We start from the raw sequence: 24,730 nt of genomic DNA, 5'->3' as shown, positions 1-24,730 counted from the left end.
GGTTACTCCTCGATCTCATTCAGGTTGCGCCCGGCCAGTGCGGCTTTGACCGTCGAATCAAGGCGACGGGCGGCAAATGCATCGGTCACCTGCGACAGACGCTTGGTCTGTTGCTCGATGGCTGGGCCATCGGTGCCGGCCAGCAAATCACGTAGTTCTTGCATCTGGAATTCGATGGCTTGGCGCTCTTCACTGCTGAGCAGGCGCTCACCATCGGCGTCCAGGGCGCCCTGTACCGCTTCGAGCAGGCGCTCGCCGTCGACCTGGTGCTCACGCAACTGGCGAGCTTGCTTGTCGGTACCTGCGTGCTCGAAGGAATCCTTGAGCATGCGCGCGATCTCGCCATCGGTCAGGCCGTAGGACGGCTTGACCTGGATGCTGGCTTCCACGCCCGAACCCAGTTCGCGGGCAGCAACGCTGAGCAGGCCGTCGGCATCGACCTGGAAAGTCACGCGGATCTTCGCCGCACCAGCAACCATGGCCGGGATGCCGCGCAGTTCGAAGCGTGCCAGGGAGCGGCAGTCGCTGATCAGCTCGCGCTCGCCCTGCAGCACGTGGATCATCATGGCCGACTGGCCATCTTTGTAAGTGGTGAACTCCTGGGCGCGGGCCACTGGAATGGTGGTGTTGCGCGGAATCACCTTCTCCATCAGCCCGCCCATGGTCTCAAGGCCCAGGGACAGCGGGATGACATCGAGCAGCAGCAGCTCGCCACCTTCGCGGCGGTTGCCGGCCAGGGTATCGGCCTGGATCGCGGCGCCGATGGCCACCACCTGGTCCGGGTCGATCGAGGTCAGCGGGGTGCGGCCGAACAGCGTGCCGACAGCCTCGCGCACACGCGGCACGCGGGTCGAACCACCGACCATCACCACGGCAGCCACCTCTTCGAGCTCAACGCCGCTGTCGCGCACGGCGCGGCGGCAGGCCTTGAGGCTGCGGGCGATCATCGGCTCGATCATCGCGTCGAAGGCGGCGCGGCTGAGCTCGCCCTGCCAGGCGCCATGGCTGACACTGACCACGTCGGCGTCGGTCAGGGCTTCCTTGGCGGCGCAGGCGGCTTGCAGCAACTGGCGCTGGGTAGCCGGGTCGAGGTCGGCGGACAGGCCCGCCTGCTCGATGATCCAGCCGGCGATGGCATGGTCGAAGTCGTCGCCGCCCAGGGCGGTATCGCCGCCGGTGGCCAGTACTTCGAACACACCGGCAGTCAGGCGCAGGATCGAGATATCGAAGGTTCCGCCACCCAGGTCATAGATGGCCACCAGGCCTTCGGCATTCTGGTCCAGGCCATAGGCCACGGCAGCGGCAGTCGGCTCGTTGAGCAGGCGCAGCACGTTCAGGCCGGCCAGCTTGGCCGCATCCTTGGTCGCCTGGCGCTGGGCATCGTCGAAATAGGCCGGCACGGTGATCACCGCCCCCACCAGTTCGCCACCCAGGGTCTGCTCGGCGCGCTCGCGCAACACCTTGAGAATGTCGGCAGACACTTCCACCGGGCTCTTCGGGCCCTGCACCGTGTCGATGAACGGCATGTGCGACTCGCCACCCACGAAGCGGTACGGCAGCTGCTCGCCGAGCTGCTTGACGTCGGCCAGGCCGCGCCCCATCAGGCGCTTGACCGACAGCACGGTGTTCAATGGGTCACTGGACGCCGCCTCGCGCGCGGCCAGGCCGACTTCGCAGCGGCCAGCCAGGTAGCGCACTGCCGAAGGCAGAATGACGTTACCCTGCGCATCGGGCAGGGGCTCGCTGCGACCGCTGCGCACGGCAGCGACCAGAGAATTGGTGGTGCCCAGGTCGATCCCCACCGCCAGGCGGCGCTGGTGCGGCTGAGGGCTTTGACCGGGTTCGGCGATCTGCAGTAGGGCCATGCTTATCTAATTACCTTAGGCGTCATCACGGGCGGCGCCGGGTTAATCGTCGAGGCGCTCTTCCAGTTGGCGCACTTCTTGGGCGAGCTTGTCGAGGAACTGCATGCGGCGCATCAGGCGCTCGGCCTGTTCACGCTCGGCAGGCACATCCCAGCAGGCGGCGAAATCCTCGTTCAGCGTGTTCTGGGCAGCCTTCAGGCGCTTCTTGAACACGGCGACACCGTCGAGGTCGGCTTCGTCCTGCAACTCTTCGAGCTCTTCGCGCCACTGCATCTGCTGCAACAGGAAGTCCGGGTCATGGACCGTGACTTCCTGGGGCACTTCGTGGCCGCCAATGGCCAGCAGGTAGCGGGCACGGCGCGGCGCACTGCGCAGGGTCTGGTAGGCGTCGTTGAGGGCCGCGGACTTCTCCAGGGCTACCCGCTGCTCACGCTCGGAGGCGTCGGCAAAGCGGTCCGGATGGACCTCGCGGGCCAGCTCGCGATAGCGCGTGGCCAGCTTGTCGAGGTCCAGGCGGAAGCACGGCTGGAGATCAAACAGAGCGAAATGACAAGGAGTACCCACAGCCAGCCTCAGACGTTGAAGCTTTCGCCGCAGCCACACTCACCGCGTACGTTGGGGTTGTTGAACTTGAAGCCTTCGTTCAACCCTTCCTTGACGAAGTCCAGCTCGGTGCCGTCGAGGTATACCAGGCTCTTGGGATCGATGATCACCTTGACGCCGTGGTTCTCGAACACCTGGTCTTCGGCGGCGAGTTCGTCAACGAACTCCAGCACGTAGGCCAGGCCCGAGCAGCCGGTGGTGCGCACGCCCAGGCGAATGCCCTCACCCTTGCCGCGCCCGTCGAGGGAGCGGCGAATGTGGTTGGCGGCGGCTTCTGTCATGCTGATAGCCATCGGAACTCCTTGACTCTTACCTTGCAACGGGCGGCTTAGATCAAGCCTTTCTTCTGCTTGTAGTCGCGAACGGCTGCCTTGATGGCATCCTCGGCGAGTACCGAGCAGTGGATCTTCACCGGCGGGAGCGCCAGTTCTTCCGCCAGCTGGGTGTTCTTGATGGTTTCGGCTTCGTCCAGGGTCTTGCCCTTCATCCACTCGGTGGCGAGGGAGCTGGAGGCGATGGCCGAACCGCAGCCGTAGGTCTTGAACTTGGCATCTTCGATGATGCCTTGCTCGTTGACCTTGATCTGCAGACGCATCACGTCACCGCACGCTGGGGCGCCGACCATGCCGGTACCGACATCCGGGTCCTCGGCATTCATCTTGCCGACGTTGCGTGGGTTTTCGTAGTGGTCGATGACCTTTTCACTGTATGCCATGGTGCAATTCCTTCCTCATCAGGGAGCCGCTCTTGCCGGCGACTGCTTAGTGGGCGGCCCACTCGATCTTGGAGATATCGACGCCGTCTTTGTACATGTCCCACAGCGGCGACAACTCACGCAGTTTGTTCACCGCCTCGCAGACTTTCTGCGCGGCGTAGTCGACTTCTTCTTCGGTGGTGAAGCGGCCGAAGGAGAAGCGAATCGAGCTGTGCGCCAGCTCGTCGTTACGGCCCAGCGCGCGCAGTACATACGACGGCTCGAGCGAGGCGGAGGTGCAGGCCGAACCGGACGATACGGCGATGTCCTTGAGCGACATCAGCAGCGACTCGCCTTCGACGTAGTTGAAGCTCAGGTTCAGGTTGTGCGGCACGCGGGCGGTGCTGCTGCCGTTGACGTACAGCTCCTCGAGGTCCGAGACCTGCTTGAAGAAGCGGTCGCTCAGGGCCTTGATGCGCACGTTTTCGGCGGCCATTTCCTGCTTGGCAATGGCGAAGGCTTCGCCCATGCCGACGATCTGGTGGGTCGGCAGGGTGCCCGAACGCATGCCGCGCTCATGGCCACCGCCGTGGATGATCGCTTCCAGGCGCACACGCGGCTTGCGGCTGACGTACAGCGCGCCGATGCCTTTGGGGCCATAGACCTTGTGCGCCGAGAACGACATCAGGTCGACCTTCAGCTTTTGCAGGTCGATTTCGACCTTGCCGGCCGACTGCGCGGCATCGACGTGGAACAGCACGCCGCGCGAGCGGGTCAGTTCACCGATGGCGGCGATGTCGTTGATCGAGCCGACTTCGTTGTTCACGTGCATCAGCGAGACCAGGATGGTGTCGTCGCGCAGCGCAGCCTCGACCTGGGCCGGGGTGACGATGCCGTCTTCGCCTGGCTCGAGGTAGGTGACTTCGAAACCTTCTCGCTCGAGCTGGCGAGCGGTATCCAGGACCGCCTTGTGCTCGATCTTGGAGGTGATGATGTGCTTGCCCTTGGTCTGATAGAAGTGCGCAACGCCTTTCAGGGCGAGGTTGTCGGACTCGGTGGCACCACTGGTCCAGACGATCTCGCGCGGGTCGGCGTTGATCAGCTCGGCCACCTGGCGACGGCCGTTCTCGACCGCTTCTTCGGCCTTCCAGCCAAACACGTGGGAACGCGAGGCCGGGTTACCGAAGTTTCCATCGACCAGCAGGCAGTCGGCCATCTTCTGGGCGACGCGGGGATCGACCGGGGTGGTCGCGGAGTAATCGAGGTAGATCGGCAACTTCATTGAGTATCTCCTATCAGGCGGTGGCGTCGCTCGTCGTCACAGTTGACAAAGGGTCAGTCGACGGCGGACGTCTCAATCTTGTCCAGCTGGGCAGTACGGCCTGCGACACGACGCAGGTCCTGGCGCTGGGCGACTTCCTGCACCTCACGGCGCTTGACGAGGTCGGCCAGGCTGATGCCGCTGAGAAATTCATGGATCTGCTGGCTGAGGTCGCACCACAGGTGGTGGGTCAGGCAGGTGTCACCGGCATGGCAATCCCCGAGGCCCTGGCAACGGGTGGCATCGACCGATTCGTTGACCGCGTCGATGACCTGGGCCACCTGGATGGTTTCCATGCCGCGCGACAGCTGATAGCCACCACCCGGGCCGCGCACACTGGAGACCAGGCTGCTGCGGCGCAGCTTGGCGAACAGCTGCTCCAGATAAGAGAGGGAAATGCCCTGGCGCTCGGAAATGTCGGCCAAAGACACCGGCCCATGCTGCGCGTGCAACGCCAGGTCAAGCATGGCAGTCACGGCGTATCGGCCTTTGGTAGTCAGTCGCATGGCTAATGGGTACCACGGGAGTTACAGGATGTGTGCGAGTATGCGATTCCCGAGCATTTAAGTCAACTATTAGACCTACTGCTTTAGTCGGGTTTGGCATCTGGGAGGCGGGCGCGATTGTAGCAGCAAAGGGGCGTGAGCACACGCCCCATATGTCAGCGCAGGTTCAGCGGGGCGTTTTCAATGCGACTGAGTGTCGCGCTGGGCCGCCGGCGCCGCTTCGCTGAAGTCGTCTTCCGGCAGTGCCGGCAACTCCTTGGCACAGTAGTCACTGCCCATCTTGGTCAGGGCCCCGCACATGCCCTCCAGGCGCTCGTCCACTGCCTGCAGGTGGTCGAGCATCTGGCCAATGGCCCGGGCCACCGGGTCGGGCATGTCGCCGCTGACGCCATAGGCATCGAAGCCGATCTTCTCGGCCATGGCCTTGCGCCTGGCCTCGAGCTCGCCGTCTTCGCTCTTGACGATGATCCGCCCCGGGATGCCCACCGCAGTGGCGCCGGCCGGCACCGCCTTGGTGACCACCGCGTTGGAGCCGATCTTGGCCCCGGCACCGACGGTGAACGGCCCCAGCACCTTGGCGCCGGCGCCGACCACCACGCCGTTCTCCAGGGTCGGGTGGCGCTTGCCCTTGTTCCAGCTGGTGCCACCCAGGGTCACGCCCTGGTACAGCGTGACATCGTCGCCGATCTCGGCGGTTTCGCCGATGACGATGCCCATGCCATGGTCAATGAAGAAGCGCCGGCCGATGGTGGCGCCGGGGTGGATCTCGATGCCGGTCATCCAGCGCCCGAAGTTGGACACCAGGCGCGCCAGCCATTTGAAGTCGCGCTTCCACAGGGCATTGCCCAGGCGGTGCAGCCAGATCGCGTGCATGCCGGGGTAGCAGGTCAGCACCTCGAAGGCGTTGCGCGCCGCCGGGTCGCGGTGGAAAACGCTCTGGATATCTTCACGCAGACGTTCGAACATCTGTCAGTCCTTCCTTTTATGCGCATCGCCCCGTGCGACCTTCTGGGTCTCGGTGAGGATGCCGCGCAAAATGCTCATTTCCGGACGCTCGACCGAGCTACGCCCATACAGCCGGCGCAGGCGCGCCATCAGGTGCTTGGGCTTCTCGGGATCAAGGAAGCCGATGTCCACCAGGGTTTTTTCCAGGTGTTCATAGAACAGCTCCATTTCATCCATGGTCGCCAGCTCGCTGGCGTCGACCTTCTCCGCTTGCGGCGCCGAGCCTTCGACTGCCAGCCAGGCCATGCGCACCTCATAGGAGAGCACCTGGACGGCGGCAGCCAGATTCAGCGAACTGAAGCCGGGGTTCGAGGGAATGTGCACGTGGAAGTGACATCGCTGCAGTTCTTCGTTGGTCAGCCCGGCGTGCTCGCGGCCGAACACCAGGGCGATCTCTTCGCCGCCGGCGCCGTGCGTCACGGCCTTGGCCCCGCATTCGCGGGGGTCGATCAGCGGCCAGGGGATGCTGCGCTCACGGGCGCTGGTGCCCATCACCAGGCTGCAGCCGACCAGCGCGTCTTCCAGGCTGTCGACCACCTGGGCATTGGCCAGCACGTCGTCGGCGCCGGAGGCGCGCGCGCTGGCGTCAGCGGCCGGGAACTCTTTGGGCTGCACCAGCACCAGGCGCGACAAGCCCATGTTTTTCATGGCACGCGCAGCGCCGCCGATGTTGCCGGGGTGGCTGGTATTGACCAGAACAACACGAATATTTTGCAGCAAGGTGTTGTGCTCACAGATGCGGGTTTTGAGGGTTTGGATCTTACAGAACCGACCAGCGTAACGCCATGAAAGCAAATGTGACACTTCTGCCGCCAAAATTTTCTGCTAGAATGTTCGGCTTTCTTCTTTAACATCTCCAGGTGACCCGCCCATGCAGCCTATGCTGAATATCGCCCTGCGCGCCGCTCGCAGCGCCAGTGAACTGATCTTCCGCTCCATCGAACGCCTGGATACCATCAAGGTCGACGAGAAAGAGGCCAAGGACTACGTCTCCGAGGTTGATCGCGCCGCCGAACAGAGCATCGTCAACGCCCTGCGCAAGGCGTACCCGAACCACTCCATCCAGGGTGAAGAGACTGGCCTGCACGCGGGCACCGGCGAAGAAGGCAAGGACTACCTGTGGATCATCGATCCGCTGGACGGCACCACCAACTTCCTGCGCGGCATCCCCCACTTCGCTGTCAGCATCGCCTGCAAATACCGCGGCCGCCTCGAGCACGCCGTGATCGTCGACCCGGTACGCCAGGAAGAATTCACCGCCAGCCGTGGCCGTGGCGCCCAGCTCAATGGCCGTCGCCTGCGCGTCAGCTCGCGCACCAGCCTGGACGGCGCCCTGCTGGGCACCGGTTTCCCGTTCCGTGACAACCAGATGGCCGACATGGACAACTACCTGGGCATGTTCCGCGCCCTGACTGGCCAGACCGCCGGCATCCGCCGCGCCGGTTCCGCCAGCCTGGACCTGGCCTACGTCGCCGCCGGCCGTTTCGACGCCTTCTGGGAGTCGGGCCTGTCCGAGTGGGACATGGCTGCAGGCGTGCTGCTGATCCAGGAAGCGGGTGGCCTGGTGAGCGACTTCAACGGTGGCCACGACTTCCTCGACAAGGGCCACATCGTCGCGGGCAACATCAAGTGCTTCAAGGCCGTGCTGACCGCTATCCAGCCGCACCTGCCCGAGCACATGAAGCGCTAAGCGCAGATTGCAGGCACAAAAAAAAGCACCTCTTGGGGTGCTTTTTTTGTGCCTGCGATTTCATGTGCTGACCTCATCGCGGATGAAACCGCGATGAGGCCGGTACAAATCACTGCCCAGCTTCGCTGAGGATCAGCTTGCCATTCTTGTCCAGCGGAATGGTCGAACCCGGCTCACGATCCATTTTCACGCGGCCGACCTGGTCACCAATGGAATAGGTGACGTTGTAGCCCACCACTTTCTCGCTGATGTCATTGACCGTGTTGCAGCGGGTTTGCGTGGTGGTGTAGGTGTCACGCTGCTGCATGCCTTCCTGCACCTTGTTGCCCGCATAGCCACCACCGACCGCACCGGCCACGGTGGCGATCTTCTTGCCGGTGCCGCCGCCGATCTGGTTGCCCAGCAGGCCGCCAGCGAGGGCGCCCACCACGGTACCGGCGATCTGGTGCTGGTCCTTGACCGGCGCCTGACGGGTCACGGCGACATCCTTGCAGACCTCGCGCGGTGTCTTCACCTGCTGCTTGATTGGCTGCACGTCGGTGACCTGGGCGTATTCAGGCCCTTTGTTCACCAAGCTGTAGGTCGCCACAGCACCTCCGGCAGTTACACCGACAGCACCCAGTACCGCACCCACCAGCATTGATTTGTTCACTTGAACCTCCTGATCGTACCCGCGGGGCTCAGCCCGCCTTCTCCCTGCCTTGGAGCAAAAAAAAAGGCGCGAGTTCAACACTCGCGCCTTTTTGACCGCCGAACGGCGTGGAGTCAGCCCTTATGGACGCTCATCCACACCCTCGTTCTTGGCAGGCGGGATCAGGTCTTCGCTGTTCAGGTTCAGCCAGATCAGCACCACGTTGGCGATGTAGATCGACGAGTAGGTACCGGCCATGACACCGATGAACAGTGCCAGGGAGAAGCCGAACAGGTTGTCACCGCCGAAGAACAGCAACGCGGCAATCGCCAGCAAGGTCGAAACCGAGGTGGCGATGGTGCGCAGCAGGGTCTGGGTGGTCGAGACGTTGATGTTCTCGATCAGCGACGCCTTGCGCATCACACGGAAGTTCTCACGCACCCGGTCGAACACGACGATGGTGTCGTTGAGCGAGTAGCCGATGATCGCCAGCACCGCCGCCAGCACCGTCAGGTCGAAGGTGATCTGGAAGAACGACAGGATACCCAGGGTCACCACCACGTCGTGGATCAGCGACACGATGGCGCCGACCGCGAACTTCCACTGGAAGCGGAAGGCCAGGTAGATGAGGATGCCGCCCAGCGCCAGCAGCATGCCGAGGCCGCCCTGGTCGCGCAGCTCTTCACCCACCTGCGGGCCGACGAACTCGACGCGCTTGAGCGTTGCCGGGTTGTCACCGCCGATCTTCTGCAAGGCTGCAGCGACCTTGTTGCCCAGCTGCGGGTCATCGCCCGGCATGCGCACCAGCAGGTCGGTGGTGGCGCCGAAGCTCTGCACCACGGCCTCATGGAAGCCGGAGTTGACCAACTCGCTGCGCACGGTCTGCAGGTCGGCCGGGCGCTCGTAGGTCAGCTCGATCAGCGTACCGCCGGTGAAGTCCAGGCCGAAGTTGAGGCCTTTATGCCACCAGCTGAACAGCGCCAGCACGGTGAGGAGCACGGTAATGGCGAACGCGACATTGCGCACGCCCATGAAATTGATGGTTTTCATCGCAGCTCCCTCAAACCCACAGCTTCTTGATGTCACGCCCGCCGCAGGTCAGGTTGACCATTGCACGGGTCACCATGACGGCGGTGAACATCGAGGTGAAAATCCCGAGGGACATGGTAACCGCAAAGCCCTTGACCGGGCCGGTGCCCATGGCGAACAGGATGCCGCCGACCAGCAGGCTGGTCAGGTTGGCGTCGATGATCGCGGTGTAGGCGCGGTTGAAACCTTCGTGAATGGCACGCTGCACCGACATGCCGGCTTTGAGCTCCTCGCGGATACGCGAGAAGATCAGCACGTTGGCGTCCACCGCCATACCCATGGTCAGCACGATACCGGCGATACCCGGCAGGGTCAGGGTCGCGCCCAACAGCGACATCAGTGCCAGCAGCAGCACCATGTTGCCGGCCAGGGCCACGGTGGCGATCACGCCGAAGCCGCGGTAGATGGCGATGATGAACAGCGAGACGAACAGCATGCCCCACAGCGACGCATCGACACCCTTGGTGATGTTGTCGGCACCCAGGCTTGGGCCGATGGTACGTTCTTCGGCGAAGTACATCGGCGCGGCCAGGCCACCGGCACGCAGCAGCAGGGCCAGTTCAGACGATTCGCCCTGGCCGTTCAGGCCGGTGATGCGGAACTGGCTGCCCAGCGGCGACTGGATGGTCGCCAGGCTGATGATCTTCTTCTCTTCCTGGAAGCTCTGAACCGGCACTTCCTTCTCGACGCCGTCGACGGTCTGCTTGACGTAGCGGGTGACCGGCTTCTGCTCGATGAAGATCACCGCCATGCTGCGCCCGACGTTGCTGCGCGTGGCGCGGCTCATCAGCTCGCCGCCATGGCCATCCAGGCGGATGTTCACTTGCGGGCGACCGTGCTCGTCGAAGCTGGCCTGGGCGTCGGTGACCTGGTCACCGGTGATGATCAGGCCACGCTCGACCGGGGCGGAACGGCCGCCCTCACGGAACTCGAAGACCTCGGTGGTCGCCTTGGACGCGCCTGGCTCGGCACCGAAGCGGAACTCCAGGTTGGCGGTCTTGCCGAGGATACGCTTGGCCTCGGCAGTGTCCTGCACGCCTGGCAGCTCGACCACGATGCGGTTGGCGCCCTGGCGCTGAACCAGCGGCTCGGCCACGCCCAGCTCGTTGACCCGGTTGCGCACGGTGGTGAGGTTCTGCTTGATCGAGTATTCGCGGATCTCGGCGACTTTCGCCTGGGTCAGCGCCAGACGCAGCACGGCGACATCGTTGCGCTCGGTGGTGGTCAGGTCGAAATCATTGAAATTCTTGCGGATCAGGGCACGTGCCTGTTCGCGGGTAGCATCGTCAGCGAAGCCCAGCATGATGCCGCCATCCTGCTGAGGCAGGCTGCGGTAGCGGATGCGCTCTTTGCGCAGCAAGGTCTTGACCTCGCCTTCGTAGACTTTCATGCGGGCGCTCATGGCCTTGTCCATGTCCACTTCCAGCAGGAAGTGCACACCACCGGACAGGTCCAGGCCCAGCTTCATCGGGCTTGCACCCAGGTTGCGCAGCCATTGCGGAGTGGTCTGTGCCAGGTTCAGGGCCACGACGTAATCATCGCCCAGTGCCTTGCGCACTACATCCTTGGCTGGCAGCTGGTCTTCCTGGTTGGTCAGGCGTACCAGCCCGCTGCCCTTCTCGCCCAGGCTCGCGCCCTTGACGGTGATACCGGCATCGCTCAGCGCCTTGGTGACGCGATCGAGTTCGGCCTGGCTCACATGCAGCGCCGAGCTGGCACCGCTGATCTGCACCGCAGGGTCATCCGGGTAGAGGTTGGGAGCGGAATAAATAAAACCGATCGCCAGTACCAACACGATCAGTGCGTATTTCCACAGAGGGTATTTGTTCAGCATCACGCCGCCCGTTCAAGACGCGGGGCGCGTTGCGCGCCCCGACTGGAAAGAAAAACCGGTAACTCAGATAGCCTTGAGCGTACCTTTTGGCAGGGTCGCGGCAATGGCGCCCTTCTGGAACTTCAGCTCGACGGTGTCGGACACTTCCAGAACCACGAAATCGTCGGAAACCTTGACGATCTTGCCGGCGATGCCGCCGTTGGTGACAACTTCGTCACCTTTTTGCAAGTTGCTCAGCAGGTTTTTCTGCTCTTTGGCACGCTTGGCCTGCGGGCGCCAGATCATCAGGTAGAAGATGACCAGGAAACCGACCAGGAAAATCCACTCGAAGCCGGTACCGGCTGGGCCGGCGGCGGGTGCTGCTGCGTCCGCGTAGGCGGCGGGGATCAAGAAGCTCATTGGGCACTCCTAATGTAAATTTTCTAATAATGGATGCGAACAGTCAGTCCAAAGGCGGCACAGGCAGCCCGCGCTTGGCGTAGAAGGCGTCGACAAAGGCGGCCAATTTACCCTGTTGAATAGCCTCGCGTAAACCGGCCATCAAGCGCTGGTAATGGCGCAAGTTGTGGATGGTATTCAGCATGCTGCTCAGCATTTCGCCACACTTGTCCAGGTGATGCAGATAAGCGCGGGAGAAGTTGCTGCAGGTGTAGCAGTCACAGGTCGGATCCAGCGGCGAATCATCATGGCGATGGAACGCGTTGCGGATCTTGATCACCCCTGTATCGACGAACAGGTGGCCGTTGCGCGCGTTGCGCGTAGGCATCACGCAGTCGAACATGTCGACGCCGCGGCGCACACCCTCAACGAGATCTTCCGGTTTGCCTACCCCCATAAGGTAACGAGGTTTGTCAGCGGGCATCTGCGCGGGCAGGTAGTCCAGCACCTTGATCATCTCGTGCTTGGGCTCGCCCACCGACAGGCCGCCGATCGCCAGGCCGTCGAAGTCGATGTTGACCAGCGCTTCCAGCGAACGCATGCGCAGGTCCTGGTACATGCCGCCCTGGACGATGCCGAACAGCGCCGCGGAGCTGTCGCCGTGGGCATTCTTCGAGCGCTGGGCCCAGCGCAGCGACAGCTCCATGGAGGTGCGCGCCACGTCGTGCTCGGCCGGGTACGGCGTGCACTCGTCGAAGATCATCACGATGTCCGAACCCAGGTCGCGCTGCACCTGCATGGACTCTTCCGGGCCCATGAACACCTTGGAGCCGTCCACCGGCGAGGCAAAGGTCACGCCCTCTTCCTTGATCTTGCGCATGGCGCCCAGGCTGAACACCTGGAAGCCACCGGAGTCGGTCAGGATCGGGCCTTTCCACTGCATGAAATCGTGCAGGCCGTTGTGCTTCTTGATCACCTCGGTGCCCGGGCGCAGCCACAGGTGGAAGGTGTTGCCGAGAATGATCTCGGCACCGATGGCCTCGATGTCACGCGGCAGCATGCCCTTGACCGTGCCATAGGTGCCCACCGGCATGAACGCCGGGGTCTCTACCGTGCCACGGGGGAAGGTCAGGCGGCCACGACGGGCCTTGCCGTCGGTGGCCAGCAGTTCGAAGGACATTCGACAGGTGCGACTCATGCTTGATCCTCGGGGCCGCGCGGCGCCGGATTGCGGGTGATGAACATGGCATCACCGTAACTGAAGAAGCGGTAACCGTTTGCCACCGCCGCCGCGTAGGCAGCCATGGTTTCGGGGTAACCGGCGAAGGCCGAGACCAGCATCAGCAGCGTGGACTCCGGCAGGTGGAAGTTGGTGACCAGGGCATCGACCACGTGAAACGGCCGGCCCGGGTAGATGAAGATGTCGGTGTCGCCACTGAACGCCTTGAGCACGCCATCGCGCGCCGCGCTCTCCAGCGAGCGCACGCTGGTGGTGCCGACCGCGATCACCCGGCCGCCACGGGCGCGGCAGGCGGCGATGGCATCGACCACCTCCTGGCTCACTTCGAGCCATTCCTTGTGCATGTGGTGGTCTTCGATCTTGTCGACCCGCACCGGCTGGAAGGTGCCGGCGCCCACATGCAGGGTGACGAAGGCGCGCTCCACGCCCTTGGCGGCGATCTTCTCGAGCAGCGCCTCGTCGAAGTGCAGGCCGGCAGTGGGCGCAGCCACCGCGCCTGCGCGCTCGGCGTAGACGGTCTGGTAGCGCTCACGGTCGGCGCCCTCGTCGGGGCGGTCGATGTAGGGCGGCAGCGGCATGTGGCCGACGCGCTCGAGCAGTGGCAGCACTTCTTCGGTGAAGCGCAGCTCGAACAGCGTCTCGTGGCGCGCGACCATTTCGGCCTCGCCACCGCCGTCGATGAGGATCAGCGCACCCTCCTTGGGCGCCTTGCTGGCGCGCACATGGGCAAGCACGCGATGGCTGTCGAGCACGCGCTCGACCAGCACTTCCAGCTTGCCGCCGGAGGCTTTCTGGCCAAACAGCCGCGCCGGGATCACCCGGGTGTTGTTGAACACCATCAGGTCGCCGGGGCGCAGGAAGTCGAGCAGGTCGGTGAACTGCTTGTGCGCCAGCGCGCCGCTCGGCCCATCGAGGACCAGCAGTCGGCTGCCATGGCGCTCGGCCAGTGGGTGGCGGGCGATCAGGGAATCGGGGAGTTCGAAGGAAAAATCGGCGACGCGCATGATGATGTTCGGGTTCGGCAGGGCCGGGAAGTTTAGCCCAATGCGTGAAAATTGACCATGAAAGCCGATTGACCGACCAGAGGCACCTCTCTATACTGCGCGCCACACGCCCTGATGGCGGAATTGGTAGACGCGGCGGATTCAAAATCCGTTTTCGAAAGGAGTGGGAGTTCGAGTCTCCCTCGGGGCACCATCATATAGTTCCAAGCGGTCCCTACCAGACCCGGAACACCAGAGAAACCGGCCACTGAGCCGGTTTTTTTGTGCCTATCGTTCCCAGTGATTCCCTTATAAGCCCTAAAGTATGTGAGTAGATTTGTGAGTAGGACGAGTTCGGTCCAGAATCCTACTCACACACCGATCGCAATCCAGCGCGGTTCGGGACTGCAAGGGAATAGCCGTGGCGCTCACAGATACCGCCATCCGCACCGCCAAACCCCGCGACAAGCTCTATCGCCTCGCTGACGCCCAAGGCTTATGCCTTGAGGTGACGACCGCTGGCGGGAAGCTCTGGCGCCTTCGCTACCGATTCGAAGGCAAGGCCAAGATGCTGGGCCTGGGCGCCTACCCCGCCGTCACACTTGCCCAGGCACGCGAGCGCCGGGATGCCGCGCGAAAGTTGCTGGCACAGGACATAGACCCAAGCGCGCATAAACAGCAGGAAAAGGCCGCTGCCGCTGCCCAGGTCCTGACGCTCGAAGTGCTAGCACGGGAATGGTACGACTACAACCAGCCACGATGGGCGCCAGCCACCGCATCGAAAGCTCTGCAGTATCTGGAGTCGGACATATTCCCGGTGATTGGCAAACGGCCCGCTGCCGAGGTGCAACGCCCTGAGCTGGTTGACCTGGTGCGCAAGATCGAGCGGCGCGAAGCATTCAACGTCGCCCGCAAGGTCCGCCAGTGGCTGAGCCAGATATTCCGTTTCGGCTCGGCCAAGGGCGTGGTACCCGGTAACCCCGCCACCGATCTGGACGTGGTAGCCGCGCACGCCCCACGCACTCGCCACCATCCGCATGTATCAGAAGGCGAACTGCCCGATCTACTGGAGAAACTGGACGCGGCCCAGTGCGATATCACCAGCAAGATCGCCATTCGCCTGCTACTGCTGACAGCAGTGCGGCCCGGTGAGCTGCGACTGGCGCCCTGGGACGAGTTCGACTTGGAGTCAGCTACCTGGACGATCCCGGCAGCACGGATGAAGGCGCGACGCCCCCACATCGTCCCGCTCCCACGTCAGGCCGTGGTTCTGCTGCGTGCACTGCATGAACTGACCGGCACCTACCCCCTCGCCTTCCCTGGGCGCAACAACCGCGCCAGGCCAATGAGCGAGAACACGGTGAACAAGGCACTTTCCTCAATGGGTTACGAGGGGCGCCAGACTGGCCACGGTTTCCGCCATCTGCTGAGTACCAGCTTGAACACCCGAGGCTACAACCGCGACTGGATCGAGCGGCAACTGGCCCATGGCGATCAAGACTCGATCCGCGACACCTACAACCATGCACACTACCTAGATCAACGCCGCGTGATGATGCAGGCGTGGGCTGACGCGATCGACGCACTGTGCGCGAATGGAAACATTATCTGCATAGGCCGATCAGCCTAACCTTCAGACAAGGCATCAGACATGGCTAAGATTGACACCGTAAAAGATTTACCGACCTGGTTCGACTTGAACAACTACAAGGCGACATCTGAGTTTTCGGCAAAAGATTGGTTGTTTCACATTCAGTTACGATCAACCATGTTCCCTATACTGCCCATGCTCAAACTTGATTATTTAGCGGTTATACCAAAGCTTCGAGAGCTGAGAAAATCAGGCTCTACGGAGGCTATGTACATTCTCGACATGGTGGACGTTCTCAATCAAGTTCGCGACAATCCTCTCGATTGCTACCTGCCTGGTAACTTCTATTGGGATGCAGCACGCCGCTCTATTTCCAATGACGACCTTGCTGATCAACGAGCCATAAAGCCGCTCACGCTTTACGACATGCTGCGCCAAAAAATATCTGATCAATTTTCGGTTGAAGATGGAGAAGCAGACAGTTCAACCTTAACCCTATGGGACATGGCAGCAAGCGTGCCGGACTGTTGCAGACGATCGTTGGAATCGCCTTGCTGATTGCGGGGCCGTTCACCGGAGGCGCAACCTACGGACCAGGTATCGCGTTGGTCGCTGGCGGCGTGATTCAAATGCTCAGCCCCCAGGCAACCGGGCTGTCGCAAAGCGGCGCCCCTGAGAACCTGCCGAGCTACGCCTTTGGGAGTGCCAAGAACACCACAGCCAGCGGTCTACCGGTACCGATCTGCATCGGTGAACGCCGCTGGGGCGGGGCCATCATCTCTGCATCGATCGAGGCGCAGGACAAGGCTTGATGTGAGCCGAAGTCACTTGTAAACACCCCGAATCCGGAGTATTTGAAGGTGTCCTCAAATCTGAGGATACCTCGTCGGCGTGCCAGGTCGCGCCGTATTGATAATCACACCAGAGCTTGAACTCAGCAGGGAAGCTTATGCACAAACCGCAAATAGTAAAAAGCAATGACGACGTAGCATTTTTGTCCGTTGACGGTATTCCTCATCAATTGGTGCCGGATTGGCAGGCGGCCTTGACCGATCCATCCACGCAATCAAAGGTATTAGCTCAGGTAAATGATTTTATCAGGGAGACTAGCAGCTACGAGCTGCACGATTTGCTTGGCGTGACCGCACTATATACTTTGAAAAAATGCGTTATAACAAACGGCCATCGAACAAAATACCCTGAGCCGTCTGACTTGGAATTCCTCCAAGCGCTTCTTTTAAGCTCCGAAAGCTCGAACACTAAGTACCCGATACCCCGAGACCGATTAAGCACATTTTGGTTAGATTTGCTTAGTCAGAACTACGTAAACTCCCACTCAGGTGATCGCGCAGAGCGGTCGTGGCTTGATCAGTTAGCCGCGTCGCATATGGCCTACTACCGAAACCCTTACGGGGATGAGTTCTTTGATCGACTAATAACAACCATTACATCCGAGTATGATAATAGATACCTACGAGACGGTAGCTTCTCAAGCGCGGGCAGACTTTTAGTTGTAATACGATCAATTATATGGGGAAGATTTAACACCTATTTCCAGAATTTTAGACTTCTTCACACTTGGAACGAGACCAAGCTAAGAAACGAAATTACTAAAATTGAGACACTATTAGAAAGCAGCCCTGAAGACCTAACTAGGGAGCTTGATATCGACAATCTCCGATCCCTACTGATCAACCTCATGGAGGATTACGCTGTAAAAACTATGTTCTTACTCGATGAAGCATGGATCGAAAACACAGAAAAAAGTGGCCTTCCTGTGAGGAAGATTCTTGACAAGATAAGCGTGAAGAGCATTGCCAAGCCAGGTAGCCTCGAAAGCCTATCTCGAGCAAATCCGATATCATCTCAACCTTTTGTAAGCTCTACTCAAGGGTATCATCTGTACAGCCTACTCACACTCCTGAGCCAACCATTTTCAGTATTACTTAAGTTGTTAGACGATTCAGCAGAAGCAAAAAAACGAATCGAAAAAATTCGTGGATGGTTCGCAGAACAAGAAGCTAGCAGAATGCTCAAAGAAGCATTTCCTTCCGGAAAGCAAGCATTATCTGGATATTGGCACAGAAATAAGGAAGAAAGATTAGAGTCAGATCTAATCATTTTAATTGGCAGTCATGTCTTAATATTCGAGGCAAAAGGGGCTCTCATTACGGAGCGCGTTCGTGCAGGAGCCCCAGGAGCAATGCAACAATTCTTGAAAAAGACTTGGGGTAAATCAACCAAACAAGGCGCTGCACTGGCTGAACACATCAAAAACTCAGAAAAGCCTGTGCATATTGAAGACGAAAAAGGAAAAGTAATCCTTAGTCTCGACCCCAGTCAAATTAATACAGTTTCAAGATTTAGTGTATCTGTCGAACAGGTAGGTCCTTTCATGAATTCCCCTCAGCTTCTAAAGGACATGAGGATAATAGACGCAGAGGACAACCCAGCCCCGTGCATAATCTTATCCGAGCTTGGCCTGGTATTTAAGTCTCTAAAAGAAGAAATCTATAAACTCCACTATCTCACTCGCCGCTTTATGATATGCCAGAAGCATCAAATCATAGGTGACGAAATGGATATATTCTCCCTCTACCTGCGCACCGGCTTTATCGACCTTCCCGAAATAGGTCAGACCATGATGCTTCTAGGAGCCTCTTACGACACACACGACCTACAACAAGATGACGGGACATATAGACTTTCAGAAAACTGTCCACTAAAAAACTCAAAGCACTTCAAATCCGTGCTATTAACGATGAAAGGGCGGGATAGCCCCGCATACTTTGTTGCTGGTCTGCACATTCTGGACATTCCCTTTGACGAGCAAAAATCCTTTGAATCAGCAATGAAGAAGGCTTTTTTAGAGAAGCCGACTTTAAGCGACTTCCCATCCTTGGGCATGCATGTGGATAACCTATTCGGAGGCTTTGTTGTCTGCGCCATGCATATCAGCCCTAAGGTTGATCTAACTAAGCGCAGGGAGGCAGCCTTAAATATGCTTGGTAATTACGGATCCATGCACCGTGTCAAACAAGGTTTTATGTGCGTGAGGCTTTCAAAAAAGCATAGCTCTTATGATGCTTTGTATTTTGGAGGACAACTTTTTAAAAATACTTGATGCCAGAAGTTGGATTTCTGCGGCATAAGCCCTAAAAATTAGGAGTGCCCTACAGCGATTCGATCATCCTGGCGGAGAGCATCCGAGATAGCTGCAAAACGCATCAGCCCACCGCGGTTGAAATGGATTAGGGATTGCGCGACCTCTTACTCGCAAAATTGTGAGTAGAAAAGTGAGTATATTTTCAATATTACTCCGTTAGCACCAGCAATATCTGGGTATAAACGGTCATTTCGAGTCTCCCTCGGGCACCAAATCCAGAAAAAACCGACCTTATGGTCGGTTTTTTTGTGCCTGCGTTTACGCCTCGCCATGCGGCTGCTTGCTTGACGCCACCGCTACGACCCCGCGCCCTCGCGCCATGGCCGCAATCTATTGGCCATCAGCAGACCTACTACTTAAGATGTCACTCGTCGGGTATACACATAAAGTATTGCCGGCGTAATGGCTCTTCGCCATATTTGCACCCCCAATTTATCAACCTTGTACCGACCATGAAATCGACCGCGCCCTGTCTGGCAGCAATGATGCTGCTGAGTGGGTGCAATGGAATGCCGACCGCTTATGTCTCGGACCCTGTCTACGACCAGGCTTTCGTAGTCACCTCCGGCGCCCCGCTGCCGATGCTGTTGATGGCCAGCGCCATCCAGTGGAACGAGGACTACGCCGTAACTGCCAAACACACGCCTTTCCTGCGCAACGTGGTCCATGAGGGCCTCGGTGACGTGGTGTTCTTCAAGCACAAGGCCACCCAGGTGCCGCATTGGCGCCAGTACATACCGGGTGAATCGGTGACCGCGGTCGGCTTCAACAGCCTGATGATGCCGGTGCAGGGCAAGGGCCGGACCCTGGATTCGCTGGTGCGCCTGGAAGGCACGCCTGGCAGCGTCTTCTACTCGGTGCATGACGGGCCGATGGTCAAGGGCATGTCCGGTGGGCCGCTGTTTGCCGAGGACGGCAAGGTCGTCGGCATCAACGTGGCGTTCATCCCCAAGAATGAGATCGACAGCCGCAACCGGCCTGATCTTGCCGACAAGGCGCGCGTCAGCGTGTTCATGTCGTACAGCGAGATCGACAAGGAATGGCGACGCTTCCAGTGCCTGGCGCACAAGACCAGGCCAAATGGCGCGCCGGCTGCGGTCAAGGGATATGTGGCGGTCGCGGCCAAGCCCTGATCTGGGGTGCGCTGAAGCATCAGCGCGAAACCATGTGAGGCTGGGCGCATAGATCGATGCCGAGCGCGCGTATGACCTTCAGTACAGTATCAAAACGCGGTTTTGCTCCCGGCGTGAGGGCCTTGTAAAGGCTCTCTCTACCCAAACCACTCTGGGCTGCAATCTGCGACATTCCACGCGCCCGTGCGATATGACCGAGCGCGCGGATGATTTCATCCGTATCGCCATCAATCAAAACCTGGCTTAGGTACTCGCTTATAGCTTCCTCGCTATCGAGCAATGTTGCCATGTCAAAAGGAATGAGTTTTTCGTTCATTCGAGCTCCTTCGCCAGCTTTCTGGCCTTCAGGATGTCGGCCACCTGAGAGGACTTGTCGCCTCCGACAAGCAACACAATCAACCGGTTTTCCCTGCGTGTGAAATAGACCCGGTACCCAGCTGCAACGTCAACGCGAAGTTCACTGAGACCTCCCCCAAGTGCTTTGAAATCACCGAGATTCCCCATCGCCGCTCGCTCGATCCTACGGCCTACAGCCAATCTGGCCCTGAGATCTTTCAAGCAAGCCAACCAGCGGGCGAAACACTCGGTTTGCTCAATGACACACATCATGTGGACACCCCAATCGTATCCACATGGATACGAATTTTCAAGATTTGGAAGTGCTTCCACTCTGACGATGTTCCCCCGCGGTAGAAACTCGCCCGCATCTCTTATCGACGTAAGCTTTTTCCACGCCAAGCTGCCGACAAAATCTCTTGCAACATCCACCGCCGAACCTTCTCAACCCCACGACGTCGGAACCTCCATTGCCCCTGCATCGAGGTCTCCCGCGTGAAAGACATCATCGCCCGCAAGTACCGCCTGGTGGTGAAGACCTTCGGCTACATCGGCTGGTCGCTGTTCTGGCTGCTGATCTGGGACGTGCTGGTCACCATCGATTTCATGCTGTTCTTCAACAGCAAGTTCACCCTGCCGCTGATTCCGCTGACCCTGCTGGGTTCGGCGCTGGTGGTGCTGGTGAGCTTTCGCAACAGCAGCGCCTACAACCGCTGGTGGGAAGCGCGCACGTTATGGGGGGCGCTGGTGAACAGCTCGCGCAGCTTCGCCCGGCAGACACTGACGCTGATCGACGACCCGCAGGACGGGCTCAACCCGGTCAAGGCCACGCTGCTGCGCCGGCATATCGCCTACGTCAACTGCCTGGCCGCACACCTCAAGGGCGAGCCTTGCCCGGATGAGCTGATGGCGTTCATTCCGCCGGCCGAATTCGAGCGGCGCAACCGTTCGAACAATTTTGCCAACGACATTCTCGGCGGCTCGGCGGCCCTGCTGGCACGCGAATACCAGGCCGGGCGCCTGGACAGCATTCGCCTGGCGCGGCTGGAGTCGACGCTGGTGGACCTGTCCAATGCCCAGGGCGGCATGGAGCGGATCGCCAACACGCCGCTGCCCTACCCTTACGTGTACTTTCCGCGGCTGTTCATCACGCTGTTCTGCCTGATCGTGCCGGTGGGGCTGGTCGAGTCGCTGGAGTGGTTCACGCCACTGGCATCGACGGTGGTCGGGTTCATGCTGCTGGCGATCGAGCGCATCGGCACCGACTTGCAGAGCCCGTTTCGCTTCAGCGAGCATCAGATCCAGATGGACAGCATCTGCGAGACCATCGAGCGCAACCTGGAGTCGATGCAGCGCGAGGCGCAATGCGCGGAGCTGATGCAGCCCAGCGCTCAAGCGCGCACATAGCGCTGGCGCAGCACATCACTGAAGGCATCCACCAGAAGCACCAGCAAAAGCATCGCCAGGATCACCGTACTGGCCTGCGCCTCCTGGAACAGGCTCAGGGTGGTATAGAGCATCTGCCCCAGCCCGCCAGCGCCGACAAAGCCCAGCACGCTGGCCATGCGGATGTTGTTCTCCCAGCGATACAAGCTATAGGCCAGCAATTGCGGCCATAGGTTGGGCAAGGTGCCGAAGCAGAACGCCGCCACCTGCCCGCCCCCCTGCAGGCGGATCGCCGCAGCCGGCTCGGCCGGCGCATTCTCCAGCGCCTCGGCGAACAACCGCCCCAACACCCCTGCCGTGTGCAGCGCCAGGGCCAGGGTGCCGGCATTGGGCCCCAAGCCCGCAGCCAGCACCGTCAGCGCCGCCCACACCAGCTCTGGGATGGCGCGCAAGGCATTGAGCAGCAAGCGTGCCACCGACTGCAGCGGCCAGCCGAAGCGTCCGGCTGCCGGCAACGCCAGGAGCATGCCCAGCACCATCGCCAGCAACGTTCCCAGCCCTGACATGGCCAGGGTTTCCAGCGCGCCATGCCCCACCGCACGCAAATGCTCTGTGGATAAGTCCGGGTGCAGGAAGCGCCGAGCATACTCGCCCATCTGCCCCAGGCCGCCATCACCCACCAGCGCGTGCAGGTCCAGTTGCAGATATCCGAACGAGGCAACCACCGCCGCAACGATGGCACCGACGACCAGCAGATTGACCAACCGATTCATGCCAGCCTCCCGCGCAGGAAGCGGCTCAGCAGGTCAGCCAGCAGCACCAGGGCGAAGAAGGCCAGCAGCATGCTCGCCACCTCACCGCCGGCAAACATGCGCATCGACAGATCGATCTGCTGCCCCAGCCCACCCGCGCCGACAAAGCCCATCACCACCGACGCCCGCACCGCGCACTCCCAGCGATACACGGTGTACGACACCAGCTCCGCCACTGCACCGGGCAGGATGCCGTAGCAAAACGCCGCCAAGCGCCCACTGCCGGCCTGCAACAGGGCGTGCGCGGGGCGCTGGTCGACCGATTCGTAGATTTCCGCATAGACCTTGCCGAGCATGCCGCTGTAGGTGATGGCGATGGCCAGCACGCCTGCCGTCGGCCCCAGGCCCACGGCGCGGACGAACAGCAGTGCCCAGACGATTTCCGGCACGCTGCGCAGAAAGATCAGCAAACCGCGCACCGGCATCCGCAGCAGGCGCGATACCCCACCGGCACGGCCGCCTCGCGATGCCGCCCGCAGCGACAAGGCACGGCTGGCCAAAAGGCTGGTCGGCACAGCCAGCAGCAGCGCCAAGGCCATGCCCGCCGTAGCTACGGCGAGGGTCTGCAAGGTGGAGGTGTACAGCAGTTCGAGAAACTCGGCGTCATGGGCCGGAGGCCAGAAGGCACGGGTGAAGCTGGCGATCTGCTGACGGTTTTCCGCCTGCAGCAATACCCCAGGGTTCAGTTCGCTCAATTGCAAGCCGGGCCACAACACGGCCAGGGCAAGCACTGTGATCAGCAACCGCGGCAGTAGCGCCGGGTCGCGGCTATCGGCCTTCAGCATCGGGGGATCTGCACGCTCAGGGTCGGCCCCTGGACTACCGGCGAAGCCAGATGCTCGTTGGCGTAAAGGGCATCGAGCATCTGCTCGCTCACCGCGCCAGCCGCACAATCGAACATCACCCGGCCCTCACGAATGCCAATCACCCGCGGGAAGTGGGCCAGGGCCAGTTCGACCGCATGCAGGCTAGCGACCAGGGTGACGCCATTGGCCTGGGCATGGCGGTTGAGCAGCGCCAGGCTGTGTTCGGCCAGCACCGGGTCCATGGCCGAGACCGGCTCGTCGGTCAGCAGCACCTCGGGGCGCTGGTACATCGCCCGGGCGATGCCGACCCGTTGCAGCTGGCCACCCGACAACTGCCCGCACTGGACGAACAGCTTGTCGGCCAGGCCCAGCTCCGCCAGCACTCGGCGCGCACCCGGCACATCGGTGGGGTAGATCAGGTTGAACAGGCCACGCAGCGTGCCCCACTGCCCCAGCCGGCCGGCCAGCACCGCCGTCACCACCCGCTGGCGCGGTGGCAAGGGCGGGGCCTGGTGCACCAGGCCTATCCTCGCCCGCAAGCGCTGACGGGCGCCGGCAGGCAGCGCCCAGGGCTGCTCGCCGAACAGTTCCAAATGCCCGCTGCTGGGCTGCACAGCCGTGGCCATCAGGTGCAGCAGGCTGGACTTGCCAGCCCCCGAGGGGCCGATGATCGCCACCCGCTCACCTCTGTCGATACGCAGGCTCACCGCATCGAGCGCGCGGACCTGGCCATGGCGCAGGCCGGCGCCGTGTACATGAATGGTCACTTGAGCAGGCCAGCCTCACGTGCCGCTTGCTCGGTGCCCTGGTAGTTCTCCGGCTTGGTCTCGATGAAGCGGCTGGCCGCCTGCAGGTCGAGAATCGCCTTGTGCTCGGGGTTGGCCGGGTCGAGGTCGAGGAAGGCTTGCTTGATCTTCTCCTTGAGCGCCGGGTCCATGTTGCCGCGCACGGTCCAGTTGTAGTCGTAGTAGGCCGGGGTGGTGGCGAAGACCTTGACCTTGCTGGTGTCGACCTTGCCGGCATCGACCAGCTTCTGCCAGACGCTGGCATTGAGCACGCCGCCATCGACCTTGCCCGCCTGCACCCAGGCCACGGTGGCGTCATGGGCGCCGGAATAGGCCACGCGGCTGAAGTAGCTCTCGGGCTTGATGTCGTTTTCCTTGAGCATGAAGTAGCGCGGCATCAGGCTGCCGGAGGTGGATGAGATCGAACCGAAGGCGAACGACTTGCCCTTGAGGTCGGCCAGGCTCTTCACGTCCGGGTTGGCGGTGATGAACTTGGAGGTGAACTGGGCGTCCTGCTCACGCTGCACCAGCGGCGTGGCGGTCGGGTCTTTCAGGTGCACCTGGACGAAGGTGAAGCCACCCAGCCAGGCCAGGTCCAGGCGGTCGCTGGCCAGCGATTCGACCACGGCCGGGTAATCGGCCACCGGTACGAACTTGACTTCCATGCCCAGCTGCTTGGACAGGTACTCGCCCAATGGCTTGAACTTGCGCAGCAGTTCGGTCGGCGCCTCGTCGGGGATGGCACTGACCCGCAAGGTATCAGCGGCCTGGGCGACAACGGCACAGCAGGACAGCACGAGGCCGGCGGCGAGCGCCAGGGGGCGTTTGAGCATGGGGGTTCTCCGGATCGGTAGCGAGAAAGTTGCGGCAACCTGC

26 protein-coding genes, 1 tRNA gene and 1 pseudogene are annotated in these 24,730 nt (G+C 61.1%); 8 read left to right on the top strand and 20 right to left on the bottom strand.

What is annotated here, in order from left to right:
• Window positions 1–2: 2 nt before the first annotated feature.
• The 8 genes from hscA to trmJ form a co-directional block, all read right to left on the bottom strand.
• A complete protein-coding gene (gene hscA, locus ACIPG5_RS11820; protein ID WP_176515335.1) occupies window positions 3–1,865 on the bottom strand; it encodes a Fe-S protein assembly chaperone HscA in 1,863 nt (620 codons plus the stop codon).
• A 42-nt stretch (window positions 1,866–1,907) separates the two neighbouring features.
• The gene (gene hscB / locus ACIPG5_RS11815; protein ID WP_401375110.1) at window positions 1,908–2,429 is read right to left on the bottom strand and encodes a co-chaperone HscB; all 522 of its coding nucleotides are present in this window, start codon (window positions 2,427–2,429) and stop codon (window positions 1,908–1,910) included.
• An 8-nt stretch (window positions 2,430–2,437) separates the two neighbouring features.
• A complete protein-coding gene (gene iscA, locus ACIPG5_RS11810) occupies window positions 2,438–2,761 on the bottom strand; it encodes an iron-sulfur cluster assembly protein IscA (protein WP_023630636.1) in 324 nt (107 codons plus the stop codon).
• A gap of 35 nt (window positions 2,762–2,796) precedes the next feature.
• Complete coding sequence (gene iscU, locus ACIPG5_RS11805) at window positions 2,797–3,183, bottom strand: Fe-S cluster assembly scaffold IscU (protein ID WP_007929523.1); 387 nt, start codon at window positions 3,181–3,183, stop codon at window positions 2,797–2,799.
• A gap of 46 nt (window positions 3,184–3,229) precedes the next feature.
• Entirely contained in the window at window positions 3,230–4,444 is a 1,215-nt protein-coding gene (locus tag ACIPG5_RS11800; RefSeq protein ID WP_176515330.1) for an IscS subfamily cysteine desulfurase, read from the bottom strand.
• 53 nt (window positions 4,445–4,497) lie between these two features.
• Window positions 4,498–4,989, bottom strand: a complete 492-nt coding sequence (iscR, locus tag ACIPG5_RS11795) for a Fe-S cluster assembly transcriptional regulator IscR (protein WP_043196984.1) — start codon at window positions 4,987–4,989, stop codon at window positions 4,498–4,500.
• A 180-nt stretch (window positions 4,990–5,169) separates the two neighbouring features.
• A complete protein-coding gene (cysE, locus tag ACIPG5_RS11790; RefSeq protein WP_286912804.1) occupies window positions 5,170–5,955 on the bottom strand; it encodes a serine O-acetyltransferase in 786 nt (261 codons plus the stop codon).
• A 3-nt stretch (window positions 5,956–5,958) separates the two neighbouring features.
• The gene (gene trmJ / locus ACIPG5_RS11785) at window positions 5,959–6,714 is read right to left on the bottom strand and encodes a tRNA (cytosine(32)/uridine(32)-2'-O)-methyltransferase TrmJ (RefSeq protein ID WP_401375105.1); all 756 of its coding nucleotides are present in this window, start codon (window positions 6,712–6,714) and stop codon (window positions 5,959–5,961) included.
• Window positions 6,715–6,865: 151 nt separating this feature from the next.
• Here trmJ and suhB point away from each other — a divergent pair, with 151 nt between their 5' ends.
• The gene (gene suhB / locus ACIPG5_RS11780) at window positions 6,866–7,684 is read left to right on the top strand and encodes an inositol-phosphate phosphatase (protein WP_152956689.1); all 819 of its coding nucleotides are present in this window, start codon (window positions 6,866–6,868) and stop codon (window positions 7,682–7,684) included.
• Between the two features lie 109 nt (window positions 7,685–7,793).
• On the opposite strand, the gene ACIPG5_RS11775 is transcribed toward suhB, so the two are convergent.
• The 6 genes from ACIPG5_RS11775 to queA form a co-directional block, all read right to left on the bottom strand.
• Window positions 7,794–8,336: a glycine zipper 2TM domain-containing protein gene (locus ACIPG5_RS11775; protein ID WP_401375102.1), complete on the bottom strand. Its 543-nt coding sequence runs from the start codon at window positions 8,334–8,336 to the stop codon at window positions 7,794–7,796.
• 120 nt (window positions 8,337–8,456) lie between these two features.
• Window positions 8,457–9,365 carry a protein translocase subunit SecF gene (secF, locus tag ACIPG5_RS11770; protein WP_176515320.1) on the bottom strand — a complete coding sequence of 303 codons (909 nt, stop codon included), beginning with the start codon at window positions 9,363–9,365 and terminating at the stop codon, window positions 8,457–8,459.
• 10 nt (window positions 9,366–9,375) lie between these two features.
• Entirely contained in the window at window positions 9,376–11,238 is a 1,863-nt protein-coding gene (gene secD, locus ACIPG5_RS11765; RefSeq protein WP_176515318.1) for a protein translocase subunit SecD, read from the bottom strand.
• Between the two features lie 63 nt (window positions 11,239–11,301).
• A complete protein-coding gene (gene yajC / locus ACIPG5_RS11760; RefSeq protein WP_008092587.1) occupies window positions 11,302–11,637 on the bottom strand; it encodes a preprotein translocase subunit YajC in 336 nt (111 codons plus the stop codon).
• 43 nt (window positions 11,638–11,680) lie between these two features.
• Complete coding sequence (tgt, locus tag ACIPG5_RS11755) at window positions 11,681–12,796, bottom strand: tRNA guanosine(34) transglycosylase Tgt (RefSeq protein WP_176515421.1); 1,116 nt, start codon at window positions 12,794–12,796, stop codon at window positions 11,681–11,683.
• 14 nt (window positions 12,797–12,810) lie between these two features.
• Window positions 12,811–13,860: a tRNA preQ1(34) S-adenosylmethionine ribosyltransferase-isomerase QueA gene (gene queA, locus ACIPG5_RS11750; protein ID WP_176515316.1), complete on the bottom strand. Its 1,050-nt coding sequence runs from the start codon at window positions 13,858–13,860 to the stop codon at window positions 12,811–12,813.
• A gap of 108 nt (window positions 13,861–13,968) precedes the next feature.
• Here queA and ACIPG5_RS11745 point away from each other — a divergent pair.
• From ACIPG5_RS11745 to ACIPG5_RS11720, 6 genes and pseudogenes are all read left to right on the top strand, one after another.
• Window positions 13,969–14,053 (top strand) — tRNA-Leu (locus tag ACIPG5_RS11745).
• Between the two features lie 207 nt (window positions 14,054–14,260).
• Window positions 14,261–15,469, top strand: coding sequence for a tyrosine-type recombinase/integrase (locus tag ACIPG5_RS11740; protein ID WP_401375099.1), 1,209 nt, complete (start codon window positions 14,261–14,263; stop codon window positions 15,467–15,469).
• Window positions 15,470–15,490: 21 nt separating this feature from the next.
• Window positions 15,491–15,988, top strand: a complete 498-nt coding sequence (locus tag ACIPG5_RS11735) for a DUF6387 family protein (protein ID WP_401375097.1) — start codon at window positions 15,491–15,493, stop codon at window positions 15,986–15,988.
• Window positions 15,925–16,242 (top strand): annotated as a pseudogene (locus ACIPG5_RS11730) (tail assembly protein); the annotation flags it as partial. The gene ACIPG5_RS11735 and the pseudogene ACIPG5_RS11730, both read left to right, overlap by 64 nt.
• A 137-nt stretch (window positions 16,243–16,379) precedes the next feature.
• Entirely contained in the window at window positions 16,380–18,554 is a 2,175-nt protein-coding gene (locus ACIPG5_RS11725; RefSeq protein WP_401375094.1) for a hypothetical protein, read from the top strand.
• A gap of 527 nt (window positions 18,555–19,081) precedes the next feature.
• Window positions 19,082–19,729 (top strand): trypsin-like peptidase domain-containing protein, encoded by a 648-nt coding sequence (locus ACIPG5_RS11720; RefSeq protein WP_401375212.1) that lies wholly within the window; start codon window positions 19,082–19,084, stop codon window positions 19,727–19,729.
• A 19-nt stretch (window positions 19,730–19,748) separates the two neighbouring features.
• Here the strand turns inward: ACIPG5_RS11720 and ACIPG5_RS11715 are convergent, their stop codons facing one another.
• Complete coding sequence (locus tag ACIPG5_RS11715; RefSeq protein WP_176515313.1) at window positions 19,749–20,045, bottom strand: addiction module antidote protein; 297 nt, start codon at window positions 20,043–20,045, stop codon at window positions 19,749–19,751.
• Window positions 20,042–20,335, bottom strand: coding sequence for a type II toxin-antitoxin system RelE/ParE family toxin (locus ACIPG5_RS11710; RefSeq protein ID WP_176515419.1), 294 nt, complete (start codon window positions 20,333–20,335; stop codon window positions 20,042–20,044). Before ACIPG5_RS11710 ends, ACIPG5_RS11715 begins: the two co-directional genes overlap by 4 nt.
• A 225-nt stretch (window positions 20,336–20,560) precedes the next feature.
• Here ACIPG5_RS11710 and ACIPG5_RS11705 point away from each other — a divergent pair, with 225 nt between their 5' ends.
• Entirely contained in the window at window positions 20,561–21,472 is a 912-nt protein-coding gene (locus tag ACIPG5_RS11705; RefSeq protein ID WP_401375091.1) for a bestrophin family protein, read from the top strand.
• Here the strand turns inward: ACIPG5_RS11705 and phnE are convergent.
• The 4 genes from phnE to ACIPG5_RS11685 are packed head-to-tail and all read right to left on the bottom strand — an operon-like array spanning window position 21,457 to window position 24,687.
• Window positions 21,457–22,224 carry a phosphonate ABC transporter, permease protein PhnE gene (gene phnE, locus ACIPG5_RS11700; protein ID WP_176515309.1) on the bottom strand — a complete coding sequence of 256 codons (768 nt, stop codon included), beginning with the start codon at window positions 22,222–22,224 and terminating at the stop codon, window positions 21,457–21,459. The two genes, ACIPG5_RS11705 and phnE, sit on opposite strands and share 16 nt — an antisense overlap.
• On the bottom strand, window positions 22,221–23,048 hold the full coding sequence (locus tag ACIPG5_RS11695; RefSeq protein WP_401375089.1) for a PhnE/PtxC family ABC transporter permease: 828 nt from the start codon (window positions 23,046–23,048) through the stop codon (window positions 22,221–22,223). The genes phnE and ACIPG5_RS11695 overlap by 4 nt, the downstream gene beginning before the upstream one ends.
• Entirely contained in the window at window positions 23,042–23,836 is a 795-nt protein-coding gene (locus ACIPG5_RS11690) for a phosphonate ABC transporter ATP-binding protein (RefSeq protein ID WP_401375087.1), read from the bottom strand. Before ACIPG5_RS11690 ends, ACIPG5_RS11695 begins: the two co-directional genes overlap by 7 nt.
• Window positions 23,833–24,687 carry a putative selenate ABC transporter substrate-binding protein gene (locus tag ACIPG5_RS11685; RefSeq protein ID WP_176515306.1) on the bottom strand — a complete coding sequence of 285 codons (855 nt, stop codon included), beginning with the start codon at window positions 24,685–24,687 and terminating at the stop codon, window positions 23,833–23,835. The genes ACIPG5_RS11690 and ACIPG5_RS11685 overlap by 4 nt, the downstream gene beginning before the upstream one ends.
• Window positions 24,688–24,730: the final 43 nt, after the last annotated feature.

The organism is Pseudomonas sp. NPDC087029 (assembly GCF_044745345.1).
GTDB classification, from domain to species: Bacteria; Pseudomonadota; Gammaproteobacteria; order Pseudomonadales; family Pseudomonadaceae; genus Aquipseudomonas; species Aquipseudomonas faucium.
This window is presented reverse-complemented; position numbering and strand designations above follow the sequence as displayed.